The organism is Archangium minus (assembly GCF_044360475.1).
GTDB lineage: Bacteria > Myxococcota > Myxococcia > Myxococcales > Myxococcaceae > Archangium > Archangium minus.
Genome location: NZ_CP043494.1, coordinates 8,662,276 through 8,674,705 on the forward strand (window position 1 = coordinate 8,662,276; position 12,430 = coordinate 8,674,705).

Consider the following 12,430-nt stretch of genomic DNA (forward strand, 5'->3'; position numbering starts at 1 on the left):
CAGCCAGCCCAAAGGGCTCCTTGGGGCCCTTTGGGCCGTGCTCCATGTGGTGCGCTCGGCCAGCACCGAGCGCACTCGAGAGTATGGTACGAGATGTCGGGAAGGGCGCGGCGGGTCAGGTGCCCGGGGGGGCGCGGGAAGATGCGCTCGCGCAGCTTCTCTGTCTTGCGGCGCAGGTGCGCGTTGCCATCGGCCAGCAGTGTGGCCATCAAGAAAGCCATCGCCGCCGGCGGCAAGCAGGCCTTGGAGCCGATGGACCCCAAGGCGGCCCAGTAGACCGCCGGGTTCCGTCATTCAGCGGCGCTACCCTCCGTCGGGCGCTGACGAGCGACCCGACGGTAGGGGCTGACGAACGTGTTTGAGCTTCTGTTCGAGCGCGGCCAGGTCGCGGACGAACCAGACCGTCTCCCCGCGGTTCGACTCGCGGACGAAGTCCCTGAGCGCGTCGCTCACCTCGACCGCTGCGGCGATGTCGCCCAGGAGCGCCACCCGGAAGCGGTAGGTCACAAACTTCTGGAGGATCTCCCCAGCGAGGCGCGAGCGAAGCTTCAGGAAGTCCGGGGTGAGGCGATCCAGAGGAATGGCGATCAGCCCCACGTCCGTACCGTAGAGCTCGCCAATGACGTCGGCGGCATCACGGTCGCTTGCCATTATCGGCCCATCGGCCGCACATAGGAATACGCGCACGTCCGCGAGCTCGAGGATTCTTCCAGTCATTGCGTGTGGCCTCCAGTGAGGAATTCCAGGAGCGACCGCGGGCATGGGGCGCGGCGCTCCAGCCTTCGCCGGGTGTCCGTCGAATCAAGGAGGACATCCACCTCATTCCTCCAGCCAGGCCTGGACGAGCCGGATGAGCTCGGCCGTGTCGCCCGGAGAACCGAACACCACGAGCTTCAGGTGGTCGCGCCCAGGGTCATAGGCGGTGTCGACGCGGACGGGGTCGGGGTGGGCCTCCCGGCTGCCCACGACGGCGACGACCCGGTTGGCCATCCGGATCGCCGCCTCCCGGCCGATGCCGGGGATGTCGATGATGCTGGTCACCTGGGCCATCGGGACCGAGGGAGCACTCCTCGGGCGTGCCCCGCCGAAGGCCTCCAGGTCCGAGCGCAGGATCCGGTACGACTTGCCGATCCGTGTCGCCCTGAGCCGCCCGTCGCGGATGAACCGCAGCACGGTCTTGACGTGCAGCCTCAGCCGCTCGGCCGCCATTTCGACCGTGTAGAACTCCTCCGACATGCCCGGCTCCCGCTTCGATCCGTGTTCCCTATTGTTCCCTGAAGTGCTCAGTTGGTGGGGACGATATAGCACATTGTGGAGCAATTGGCACTGCTCGACGCGCCCGTTCACCGCATCGCTGGCACCCTCTCCGGTGCGGGCGTGGGGCTGGAGGAGCCAGGGCGGTGGGCCGTGCTGCCCCCGTTGGGCACACGCCTGCCCAGGCCGCCCTCCCAGGTATTGAGCTTGTCGCCTTCGTGGATGTCGAGGCCGCTCCCAGCAGGACGGCCTGATCAGCCGTAGCGGCGGGAGAACTCACGGTGCGGCGCAGTGCCTCTCCGAGCGCTAGGCGCTCCGTGACGGCTCGGATTCAGCTCTTGAAGTAGCTCCCGCTCTCGAGGTCGGCGATGAGCGAGGGCTGAACCGGACGCCACCCGAAACGCTCCTGGGTGAGCTTGCTCGAGGCCGGGCAATCGAGTCCGGCGAAGGGCGCGAACCAGCCGAAGTGACTCACGGCCTCCTCGGGCGATTTGGAGACGACCGGAAGGTTGAGGCGCCTCCCGATGACTTCGGCAATCTCCCGGAACGCCACCGCCTCCTCCGCCACTGCGTGAAGCCGTGTGCCCTCGGGCGCCTTCTCGAGTGCGAGCTTGAAGAGCCGGGCGGCATCGAGCCGGTGCACGGCGTTCCACCGGTTGCGCCCATCCCCGATGTACGCCGAAACGCCCTTCTCTCGCGCAATGCTGATGAGCGTCGGCACGAAGCCGTGATCCCCCTCGCCGTGGACCGAGGGCGAGAGACGGACCAGGGAGACGCGCGCTCCCCGAGCCGCCAGTGAGGCTGCTGTCTCCTCGGTGACGACACGGGGGATCACGCTGGAGTCGACTCCTGGCGCGTCGTTCTCGTTCGCGAGCCGGCCCGGAGCGATGAGCGCGGTCCCCGAGGTGATGACCAGGGGACGGTCCGAGCCAAGGACTCCGGCCCCCAGCGCCTCGATGGCGCGCCGTTCGATCTCGCAGACCTCCTTGAACCTCGCGAAGTCGTGGATGAAACCGTTGTGGATCACGCCCTCGGCGGCGGCGACTCCCCTCTTCAGGCTGTCCGGATCCTCGAGATCTCCTCGATGGACCTCGGCACCCGCCGCGGCGAGCGCGCTGGCCGCCTTGTCCGAGCGGGCCAGGCCGAGGACCCGATGACCCGCCTGGATGAGCTCCTGAACGATGGCTGAACCGATGAACCCCGTACCGCCGGTGATGAACACTCGCATGGCATTGCTCCTGGGTGCGGCGCCAGACAGAGGCGACCGACGCCTCGTCGCGCTCGCGAGCAAAGACATACGTGGGGCAAACCGGACTTGGAATGCGCTGGGGTGCGGAAGACTTGCGCGATCGTTCGGCGGGTCGTGTCCCTACTCCGAGTGGCTGGATGCCCGGGGTGGGACGCGTCTACCGGCCATGGTGCGCGGACCGGTCTCGAGCTCGAACACGTCGTGAGAGGTCGGCTGAAGGTTCCGGGCCGCGTTTCGATAGTCGCGCGGAGCGGTGCCCGTCACGCGCTTGAACGCGTTGCTGAAGGCGCTCTCGGACGTGTAGCCCAGCGAGGTGGCGATCTCCGAGATCGACGTGCCCTCTTCGCGCAGGCTCCGCTGCGCCAGGCGCATGCGCCACTCCACGAGATAGGCGAGCGGTGCCACACCGGCAACGGACTTGAAGCGCACCGCGAAAGTGGTGCGCGACATGGCGGAGGCCTTCGCGAGCTCCTGCAGGGTCCATGCGCGCCCCGGGTCGCCATGCATCAGCCGCAGCGCGGGGGTGATCCGTTCATCGCTGATCGCGCGGAGCCAGCCGGAGGGCATCGTCCCGGAGCTCGCGAGGTGCGCGCGCAGAATCTGGACGAACAGGAGCTGCGCGAGCTGTGCGGACGCGACGCTGGCTCCCGGCAACGTCGAGCTCTGCTCCTGGAAGATCTGTTCGACGATCCATTGGAGCGGCGCGGCCTGGGAGACACGGCGCGCACGTGGACGAGCGCGGGGAGGACGTCCGTCAGCAGAGAGCCGCTCGACGGGTGGAGCGAAACCATTCCGGAGATGAGGGCGCATTCGGAGCCGTCACCGTCGCCGATCTCCGCGAAGGCCCCGCGCCTGGGTGCCAACATGCGGTATGCATCCTTCGGCGGTATCGTCAGGCTGCTGGCCGTGACGAAGCCGTACCGGCCGGGGAGGAGAATGACGTCGCCCTCGTTCAGCAGCACACCCTTCTTCTGCCCGTCCACGCGCAGCCAGCAGCTCCCCCGTGCGACCGCGGAGAACTTGAGCTTTTCCAGCGCCGGAAAACGAAGGGACCAGGCTCCCCTCGCGATGAAGCCGCCGGAGACGACGGAGTTCGCTTCCGTCAATTGAAGGACGTCCGAGAAGGGATCGTTCGACACCTCCGAACGATCGCGCAACTCGGACAGTGCTTCAAGCCATCGACAGTTCGAACGCCGAACGGCGCATGGGAGCCGTGGCCTGCGTTCGTCGCGCGCTGAGAGGCCCGGCTGAGCAAGGCCCTCAGCGGTAGAACGGGTGCTCGTTGAACCGGAGGGAGAAGCGCCAGGCTTCACAATTCTTTCACGCGCTTCGGCGCAGCCTTGCCTCCATTCATTTCTGAATGGAGGCATGAATGTTCAAGAAGTTCCTGCGTGCGGCGGCCTGGCTGGCCGCAACCCTCGTCCTGCTGGCATCTGCCGGCTACCTGTATTTCCTCAGTTTTGGGCTGGAGCAGCAGCCGCGCGCGAATCCGCAGGCGCGGCCAGCCGATATTGCCTGGCTGGCCACCACCACGCCAGCCGCCCCGCGCGGCCGGGTGCTGGCCGTCGTCTCCAGCGCAGCGCATTTCCCGGACGGGCGCAAGAAGGCTGGCTACGAGCTGACGGAGCTGGCGCGCGCCTACTACGTCTTCCTGGCAAACGGTTTCGAGGTCGATATCGCTTCGCCGGCGGGCGGCCGCCCGCCCGAACGTATCGACACTGAAGACATGGGCGACGCCGACTATGCCTTCCTCAACGACCTTCGCGCGCAGCGCAAGCTCGATGCCACGCTGCGGCTGGCCGAGGTTGACCCCACGCCCTACGCGGCGGTCTATTTCGTTGGCGGCAAGGGCGCCATGTTTGACTTTCCTGGCAATGCCGACGTGGCCCGCATCGCTTCCGCGATTGCGGCTCACGGCGGCGTGGTGGGAGCCGTCTGCCATGGCCCGGCGGCGCTGCTTGACGCGCGCGGCGCCGATGGGCGAAGCCTGGTCGCGGGTCGCCGCATGACCGGTTTTTCCAATGACGAGGAGCTGTTCCTGATGAAGGACGCCCGCCAGCGCTTGCCCTTCCTGCTGGAGGACCGCGCGCGCCAGCTTGGCGCCCGCTTTACTGCAGCGCCGAAGTACGTCGGCCACGTCGTGGTGGACGGCAAGCTGGTCACTGGCCAGAATCCCTGGTCCACCTGGGCCACTGCGGAAGCGATGGTGGCGGCGCTGGGCGTTTCGCCGGCCGCGCGGCCCGAGACCGCCGAAGAACGCAGCACGCTGGCGTTGGCGGCGTACTACAACTACGGCCTGGAAGCTGCGCGCGCAGAGCTCCGACAGGGCAAGGGCTTTGATAAGATGCTTGTGCTGATGCACGCCGTGGTGGCGGGCATGCAGGGCAGGGTGGCGGATGCTTTCCAGTTGCAGCGTCTCGCCAAGGGATAAGGATGTCGCTGAATATACTCGTCGTCGAAGACAACCAGCTGCTGGCCCGCAACCTGGCCGATGCGTTCGACCGCCTTGGCCACGCGGCGGACTTCGCGGCGAACGGCGAGCATGGGCTGGCGCTCGCCCTGGAGCATTCCTACGACGTGCTGGTGCTGGACCTGGCCTTGCCGGGTATCGACGGGCTGGAAGTGTGCCGCCGGTTGCGTGCGCGCCTGCCGCGCCGCCTGCCGGTGCTGATGCTGACCGCGCGCGATACGCTGCAGGACAAACTGCAGGGCTTCGAGGCCGGCGCCGACGACTACCTCGTCAAACCTTTCGCCATGGAGGAATTGCTGGCTCGCTGCCAGGCGCTGGCTCTGCGGCATCGGGATTACACGCTGGTGGTGGGCAGCTTGCGGATAGACCGCCGGGCGCAGACAGTCACCCGCGACGGCCAGCCGGTGCGCCTCCAGCCGGCCGGCTACCAGTTGCTGCTGGCGCTGGCGGAGGCGCATCCGCGCGTCATGACGCGCAGCGAGTTGACGCAGGTGCTGTGGCACGACGACCCGCCGGATTCGGATGCGCTGCGCAGCCACCTGTACCAGCTGCGGCAGGCGCTGGACAAGCCATTCGCGCAGCCCATGCTGATGACCGTGCATGGCGTCGGCTTCCGCCTGGATGCCAGCGCATGACGGCGCCCCACAGCCTGCGCCGCCGCATCACATCGGCCTTTGGGCTGATCGCTTTGTGCACGGCGCTGCTGTTTTCAGGGTTTGCCGTGCTCTTGATGTACACGCTGGAGGATGAATTCTTCGCGAATCTCCTGGCTCAGGAAACTGCGCACCAGCAGGCACACTGGCGGACGACCGGTGCGCTGGCAGCGCCATTGCGGCCTTTTGTCAGCTTGCACCGCGACACCTCCAGCTTGCCCGCCGACTTGAGCCGCCAGCCGGGCGTTGCGCGCGGCGGCGAATTTTTCGGCGACGAAGGCCGCCATTACCATGTGCGCCAGCTGGCGCTACCCCACGGGGGAGCACCGATCCTGCTGGTGGCCGAGGTCAGTCGTGAATTGCTGGTCCGGCCCCGCCTGCCGACGGTGCTCGGCCTGCTGGGCACCTCGCTGCTCGCCATACTCGCGCTGACGCTGGCGCTGGGTTACTGGCTGGCCTGGCGCGCCACGCGTCCGCTGGAATCACTGGCGCAGCTGGTAGGCAGAGCGGCTCCGGCCCAGTTGCCGAAAGGCTTCGCGGCGGGCTATCCCCGCAATGAGATCGGCGCCCTGGCGCGGGCGCTGGACGACGCCATGTCGCGCGTGGCCGCCTTTATCGAACGCGAGCAGCACTTCACGCGCGACGCCAGCCACGAACTGCGCACGCCGCTCGCCGTGATCGAAGGCGCCGCCTTCCTGTTGGCCGAACAGCCTATGCCGCCGCAAGCCGCGCAACAGCTCCAGCGCATCCGCAGCGCCGCGACGCAGATGGCGCAAACGGTCGATACCCTGCTGGCGCTGGCGCGCGAAGACCTGGCGCAAGGCGCCGGGCCTCGGCCCGAGCATGCCGCACAGCCGGTGCCGCTCCTGCCGCTGGCCGAAAGCACTGTGGTGCAGCTTGCGCACCTGCTCGAAGGGAAGCCGGTTGAGGTCGAAGTGGCAATCGACCCGCGCGCCCAGTTCCACATGCCGCGCTCCGCGCTGGCAATCGTGCTGTCCAACGTCGTCGGCAACGCCTTTCAGCACACCCAGGCCGGGCGCGTAAGCATCGGTTTTGCTGATGGCAGGCTGGTCGTCCGCGACGACGGCCCCGGCGTGGACGCAGCGATCCGCGCGCGGTTGTTCGAACCGGGCGTGAAGGGCGGCACCAGCAGCGGCCATGGCCTGGGCCTCTCGATTGCCCGCCGCCTGGCGGACCGCATTGGCCTGGCCCTGGAGCTGGAAGCCGGCGCGCAGGGCGGCACAGTCGTGACCCTGGCGCCGCGCAAATGAAAAAGCCACCCGCCCCCATGTCTGCGGCCCCCTACTCCATGAGCTGAAGACCGACCAGATGCTCCATGACGGTGGACTGCTCGCTCAGGCGTGAGCCGATGTTCCATAGAATGCGGCGATGAACCAATGACAAGGCGTGGGCTCGCCTCAAGCCAGGGCGGCCTGGGCAGGGGTGTGTCCCAAGGGGTTGTACCGTCCCCCGTGTACCGGCTCGGCGCGCGGCCTTGCTGGCCCCGGCTGCGGCCCTTCTCGGCCCCTCCCCTCCACCCCTCTCCCTCCACATGGCTTCTCTCCCGCCTATACGCCGCTCCCGCGGCGCTGCTCATCGGGTCCGGCGGAGCAACTCGGCGATGCCGTCGAGCATCCGCTGCAGGCCGGACTCGAAGAGCGTGTCGAGCGAGAGATCGAAGCGCTCGTCGGTCACCGCGTTGACGCGGGAGAGCATCGGGTAGTGTCCCGATGCGAGGATCCTGCCCATCTCCTCGTTCTGGGATTTCATCCATTCATCGCTGGAGAGGCCGGTCTCGGCTTCTGCCTCGACCTCCGCTTCCAGCTCGATGGCGATTCCTCGCGCGAAGCCGACCAGCGAGATGTGCACCTGGAGCATGGTGTCCAGCTCGAGCCCGAGGCCATCCAACGCGCGCAACACCCACTCGGTATGGGCCATCCCGCTCGGGAGGAGGTGCGGCCGGGTGAGGGAGATTACCCGCGCCAGCCACGGGTGACGGTTGTAGAGCGACCAGTGCAGCCGCATCGCCAGCTCGAGTTGGGCCCTCCAGCCCGGCGGAGGATTCCGAGGGAACTCGCATTCCGCGAACGCGGCATCGGCCATCAGCAGGACGAGCTCCTCTTTGCCGGGCACGTGGCGGTACAGCGACATGGTGGGGACCCCGAGCGTGGCGGCGACGCTGCGCATGGACAGCTCCGGGAGTCCCTGGACATCGGCGATGCCGAGCGCGGCGCGCACGATGCGCTCGCGCGACAGCTCCTGCTCGGATTGAGGAGTCGCGCGTCGCCGGGTACCACGCGGTGAGGGCGAGGGCCGCGGCTCGGGGGCGGCGACCACGGTGCCGACGCGCGGGACGGCTCGAAGGACGCCCTGCTGGCACAGGGTGGTGAGGGCCTTGGTGGCGGTCGCGAGCGCGACACCCCACTCCCGCGCGAGCTGCCGGGTCGAGGGCACTCGGTCTCCAGCCCGCAGCTCGCCGGCCGCGATGCGGCGCCGGATATCCGTGACGATTCGAACGTAGGGTGGCTCGGCCTTCATGAGTGTCCTCGTGAGCTAGTACAGCGGCGAGCACGGAGGCAGCGGACTCCCCAACCCCGCGAAGACGGGCATCGCCTCCACGGCGCAGGCCCCGCCGAGAGCATTCCTGCCCTAGTACAGACACATCTGAATTGCATTGTCATGACCAGACTCTTAGAGTGAAAACACCTGCATGTACAACGTACATGCTGGGCGCGTACGGTGTACTCATGGCGCCTCGCCGAAGCCACCGGACCCGCTTCCACGACACACCCAGGATCGTCCTGATGAAGAACAAGAACATCCTCGTCTCCGGTGCGAGCATCGCCGGGCCCGCGTTGACGTACTGGCTCCACCGTCATGGCTTCCGCGCCAGTGTGCACACGACTCGCAGACAATCCATCGCGTGGCGGGCCCTTGCGATTGCACTGGGCGGCCTCACCCTCACCAGCTGCTCGAACCCCGTTCAGGAGGTGGAGGAAACCTCGGCGGCGCAGACTGAAGCGGCCGTCACCACGGTGAGCACGGCCGGCAAACAGCTCTTCAGCCTCCCGTTTCCCCACACCAACGGACGCTCCTGCGCCACGTGCCACGTCCTCGCCGAGAACACGGCCCTGTCGCCCGCGAATGTCGAAGCGCGGCTGGCAGCCAACCCCCAGGACCCGCTGTTCCACCGCATCGACGCGGATGATCCCAACGCGGCCATCCCCACGTACGAGCACCTCAGGAAGGGCCTGGTGCGCGTCGTCCTGCCGCTCCCCGACAACATGGATGTCATCGACAACGGGGGCAACATCATCACGCCCGCCGACCGGAAGATCGCCGTCTGGCGCGGCGTGCCGAGCATCGAGAACACGGCGATCACCGGGCCGTATCAGCTCGATGGCCGTGCCTCCAACCTGTCAGAGCAGGCGCAGGCGGCCATCACCAGCCACAGCGAGGGTGGCCCGGTCACGCCCGCTCAGCTCGACCTGATCGCGGACTTCCAGCGCAGCGTGTTCTCGTCACCTCGGGCGAGGTTCGTCTCGGAGTTGCTCGAGCACGGTGTCCCCGTCGAGCAGCTCCCGTTCCCCGAGGACTACATGCAGCTCAACGCTCAGGAGAAGCGGGGCCGCGAGCTCTTCAAGGCCGCCTGCGCGGGCTGCCATGGAGGCGCCACCACGGCGCAGATCACCAACCGCGCCATCCACGCCACTTCGTTCTTCGCGCTCGAGCCCGATGGCAACGTCGTGCACACCGTGGTCCCGGGCCAGGCTCCCACTCCCGTGAACGTGCCCCACCCGAACAGCGAGTTCCTCAACGTGGGAGCTGGATTCTTCAGCTATCTCGGACAGATCGGGCAGTTCCCCACGTACAACGCCTCCGTCGAGCTGCCGCGATATCGCTTCCGCTTCTATACGGATGGCTCGCGCCAGCATCCCATCACCGAGCTGCCCCCCCTCCCGATAACAGCCAGCGGAGATCCGTATGATCTGAATCCCGCGCTGGACGAGAACGGAGCTCCCATTGCCGGCCCCAACCTGGCCCCGCAGTGGTTCACCACCGATCCCGGCCGCGCCCTCATCACCGGCGATCCGAGGGACTTCGAGGCCTTCGACACACCGCCGCTTCGAGGTGTCGCGCGGACAGCCCCGTACTTCCATGACAACAGCCATGAGACCCTGCAGGATGTCGTCGACACCTACAGCCGGTTCATCCTGCCCGTCACCGCCCCCCTGAACCTGCCGGCCGTCCACCCGCCCGAGTTCCCCGGCGCTCCGCCCGAGGCGCTCAGCACTGCCCAGAAGCAGGATCTGCTCAAGTTCCTGAACAAGCTCTGAGCCACCGGGAGCTCACGTCCGGACGCAGTCTCTCCCTCAAGCGGGGACGGAGGCGGGCCCCCAGAAGGAGAGCCTCTGCCTGGCCGCGACGGTGGAGGAGCCGAGCAATCAGAGGACGGCGCGGGTGGAGTGGGCCGGGCCGCTAGACGTCGAAGGAGGGACACGCCATGGAATCGATGCTGGAGCTTGGGTTGCTGGGCGGCCCGGCGGGGTGAAGCCAGGATCGCCCCGTCCCTGGACGCTCGAGAGCAATGTCACTCGCCGCGCGAGGCGGCCGTCTGCAACAGCTGTCCCCCTGGCGACTTCACCACAAGCAAATACTGTGATTACGGCTGCGCCCCCTCCAACAACTGTAACAGCGCCTATAGCGGCCGCACGTGTGTCACCCCGGACGGTGTCAATCCCATCTCCATCTGCGGGAGCGGCTGCCCGTCAGGTTAGAACTCGTTTTAAAAATGGACCAGGGCAGGAAGGTAACATGACCTGCCTGCTCGGCTTGTTTCAGAAATGAACCTAGGAAGTAAGGGGAATGCCTACTACTTCTGCGGTGAGTATCTTCGCGCGGCATGAAGCGCGAGTTGGTTCCGGACGAGTTGTGGGAACGGGTAGTTCCGCTCCTGCCACGACATCGACACCGCAGAGGTAGAGGTCGCCCGCCTCGAGATGACCGGGCGTGCCTGCGGGGCATCATCTTCGTGCTCAAGACGGGTATCGCCTGGCGCGACCTACCAGCCGAGGTGTTCGGGTGCAGTGGGGCAACGTGCTGGCGAAGGCTACGCCAGTGGGGTCGGGCGGGGGTGTTCGAGAAGTTGCAACGGCAGTTGCTCAACGAGCTGGGCCAACAAGGGCTCATTGACTGGAGCCGGGCCGCGTTCGACTCCAGCAGCGTGCGGGCCGAAAAAGGGGGGAACAAACGGGCCCGAATCCAACGGATAGAGGGAAGGCGGGCAGCAAGCACCACCTGGTCGTAGACCGCAAGGGACTGCCACTGGCGATCTTGCTCTCGGCGGCCAACGTGCACGACAAGCGCAAGGCCCTGCCACTGCTCGACGCCATTCTCCCCATCAAAGGGCCGCGCGGCAGGCCAAGGAGGCGCCCAGCCAAAGGACATGGCGACAAGGGGTACGACTACGCCGATGTCCGGCGCAGCCTGCGCAAGCGCCACATCATCCCGCGCATCGCACGCAGGGGCATCGAATCGAAGGAGCGACTGGGGCGCCACCGCTGGGTGGTGGAGCGTTCCTTGGGGTGGGTTCACACGATGAAACGCCTGCGGGTGCGAGAGGAGCGAAGTGCGCAGATGCACCTCTCGCTCCTCCGTCTCGGCTGCTGCCTCATCCTCTACCGCGAGTTGGAGCGCCACTTACGAGATGGTCCCTGAATAGGCAGGGCAGGTTACCTGCCCTCTCTGGTCCATTTTTGAAACGAGTTCTTAGTGACATGGGAGTCAAGGTCTGACCTGAAAAGCGCTGGGAACGATGTTCGCTCCAACGGTGCGTGCTCGGTGGCGAAGGGGACTCTGGACTCGGCGCGGCCGGCGATGACCCTGCGCATCGCCTCGCCGTCCGGCACCGCGCTCGCCTGCGTGCGCATTCCCTTCAAGCTCGTGCCCGACACGCTCTGAACAGGCGTCAGCCGACCCGCTTGAAAACACGGTGCGCGGAGACGCCCTTGAGGCGGCACAAATCCTCTGGTGCTACGAACGCGCGCAGCCCCTGGCCGAGCAGGGCGAGGTGGTGCTGTGCCTGGAGGAAAAGCCCAACATCCAGGTGCTGGAGCGCCGCTGCCCCACGTATCGGGTGCGCCCGGGCCTCATCGAGAAGCGGGAGTTCGAGTACAAGCGGCACGGCACCGTGAACTTCCTGGTGAAGCTGGAGGTGCACACCGGGCCAGCGTGTCCCGCTCCATGGCGGCGCACAGGCGCTCCTGGATGTCGATGCCCCACGCGTCCCCCCGAGATGCCGGGAGGTGGACGCACCGAACAACCAGGGATTGACGCTTCCCGGCAGCCGCTCTCAAGTTCACAACCATGAAGGGACATGCCCGCAATCTGATGACCACGCCGGTGAAGTCCGTCTCTCCGGAGACCCCGCTCTCGGAGATCGCCCTGCTGTTCGCCGACGCGCACATCGGCGGCGTGCCAGTGACGAACTCCGAGGAGCACGTGCTGGGCATCATCAGCGAGGCCGACATCATGAATGCCCTGTTGGCTGGCCGCCCGCTGAGCACCCTGGCCGAAGAGGTGATGACCTCGCGCGTGCACACCGTGGACGAGTTCGACCTCACGGACGAGGTGATGGAGCTCTTCCGCAAGCACCGCATCCACCACCTGCCCGTGGTGCGCGAGAAGAGGCTGCTGGGGATGATCACGCCCTCGGATGTCATCCGCTTCCTCGCCCAGGACATCAACGAGCCCCCTCGGGTGGGCTGAGACGCAAGACAGAGGGGGGCTCCTGCGGTATGCGGG

At 67.1% G+C, this 12,430-nt stretch carries 13 protein-coding genes and 1 pseudogene; 8 read left to right on the plus strand and 6 right to left on the minus strand.

Annotation, left to right across the window (positions count from 1 at the left end):
- Window positions 1-141 precede the first annotated feature (141 nt).
- The gene (locus F0U60_RS35120; protein WP_395806420.1) at window positions 142-276 is read left to right on the plus strand and encodes a hypothetical protein; all 135 of its coding nucleotides are present in this window, start codon (window positions 142-144) and stop codon (window positions 274-276) included.
- Between the two features lie 27 nt (window positions 277-303).
- Here F0U60_RS35120 and F0U60_RS35125 read toward each other — a convergent pair whose 3' ends face one another.
- The 5 genes and pseudogenes from F0U60_RS35125 to F0U60_RS35145 form a co-directional block, all read right to left on the minus strand.
- Entirely contained in the window at window positions 304-717 is a 414-nt protein-coding gene (locus F0U60_RS35125) for a DUF4180 domain-containing protein (RefSeq protein WP_395806421.1), read from the minus strand.
- A gap of 102 nt (window positions 718-819) precedes the next feature.
- Complete coding sequence (locus tag F0U60_RS35130) at window positions 820-1,236, minus strand: helix-turn-helix domain-containing protein (protein WP_395806422.1); 417 nt, start codon at window positions 1,234-1,236, stop codon at window positions 820-822.
- A gap of 349 nt (window positions 1,237-1,585) precedes the next feature.
- Entirely contained in the window at window positions 1,586-2,482 is an 897-nt protein-coding gene (locus F0U60_RS35135) for an SDR family oxidoreductase (protein WP_395806423.1), read from the minus strand.
- A 141-nt stretch (window positions 2,483-2,623) separates the two neighbouring features.
- Window positions 2,624-3,070, minus strand: a complete 447-nt coding sequence (locus F0U60_RS35140; RefSeq protein ID WP_395825596.1) for a helix-turn-helix domain-containing protein — start codon at window positions 3,068-3,070, stop codon at window positions 2,624-2,626.
- Between the two features lie 72 nt (window positions 3,071-3,142).
- Window positions 3,143-3,873, minus strand: a pseudogene (locus F0U60_RS35145) (cupin domain-containing protein); the annotation flags it as partial.
- 2 nt (window positions 3,874-3,875) lie between these two features.
- Here F0U60_RS35145 and F0U60_RS35150 point away from each other — a divergent pair.
- Genes F0U60_RS35150 through F0U60_RS35160 form a run of 3 tightly spaced genes read left to right on the plus strand, consistent with a single transcriptional unit; the run spans window position 3,876 to window position 6,897 of the window.
- The gene (locus F0U60_RS35150) at window positions 3,876-4,934 is read left to right on the plus strand and encodes a type 1 glutamine amidotransferase domain-containing protein (RefSeq protein ID WP_395806424.1); all 1,059 of its coding nucleotides are present in this window, start codon (window positions 3,876-3,878) and stop codon (window positions 4,932-4,934) included.
- A gap of 8 nt (window positions 4,935-4,942) precedes the next feature.
- Window positions 4,943-5,608 carry a response regulator transcription factor gene (locus tag F0U60_RS35155; RefSeq protein ID WP_395825599.1) on the plus strand — a complete coding sequence of 222 codons (666 nt, stop codon included), beginning with the start codon at window positions 4,943-4,945 and terminating at the stop codon, window positions 5,606-5,608.
- Window positions 5,605-6,897, plus strand: coding sequence for a sensor histidine kinase (locus F0U60_RS35160; protein WP_395806425.1), 1,293 nt, complete (start codon window positions 5,605-5,607; stop codon window positions 6,895-6,897). The genes F0U60_RS35155 and F0U60_RS35160 overlap by 4 nt, the downstream gene beginning before the upstream one ends.
- Window positions 6,898-7,219: 322 nt before the next feature.
- Here the strand turns inward: F0U60_RS35160 and F0U60_RS35165 are convergent, their stop codons facing one another.
- Entirely contained in the window at window positions 7,220-8,164 is a 945-nt protein-coding gene (locus tag F0U60_RS35165) for a TetR/AcrR family transcriptional regulator C-terminal domain-containing protein (protein ID WP_395806426.1), read from the minus strand.
- 266 nt (window positions 8,165-8,430) lie between these two features.
- Here F0U60_RS35165 and F0U60_RS35170 point away from each other — a divergent pair, with 266 nt between their 5' ends.
- The 4 genes from F0U60_RS35170 to F0U60_RS35185 all read left to right on the plus strand — a co-directional run bounded on the left by F0U60_RS35170 (window position 8,431) and on the right by F0U60_RS35185 (window position 12,394).
- Entirely contained in the window at window positions 8,431-9,963 is a 1,533-nt protein-coding gene (locus F0U60_RS35170; protein WP_395806427.1) for a c-type cytochrome, read from the plus strand.
- A gap of 566 nt (window positions 9,964-10,529) precedes the next feature.
- A protein-coding gene (locus F0U60_RS35175; RefSeq protein ID WP_395806428.1) for an IS5 family transposase occupies window positions 10,530-11,344 on the plus strand; the annotation gives its coding sequence in 2 pieces (ribosomal slippage) (window positions 10,530-10,872 and window positions 10,872-11,344; 816 coding nt in all).
- 274 nt (window positions 11,345-11,618) lie between these two features.
- Entirely contained in the window at window positions 11,619-11,996 is a 378-nt protein-coding gene (locus F0U60_RS35180) for a hypothetical protein (RefSeq protein WP_395806429.1), read from the plus strand.
- Window positions 11,993-12,394 carry a cyclic nucleotide-binding/CBS domain-containing protein gene (locus F0U60_RS35185; protein WP_395806430.1) on the plus strand — a complete coding sequence of 134 codons (402 nt, stop codon included), beginning with the start codon at window positions 11,993-11,995 and terminating at the stop codon, window positions 12,392-12,394. The genes F0U60_RS35180 and F0U60_RS35185 overlap by 4 nt, the downstream gene beginning before the upstream one ends.
- Window positions 12,395-12,430 lie beyond the last annotated feature (36 nt).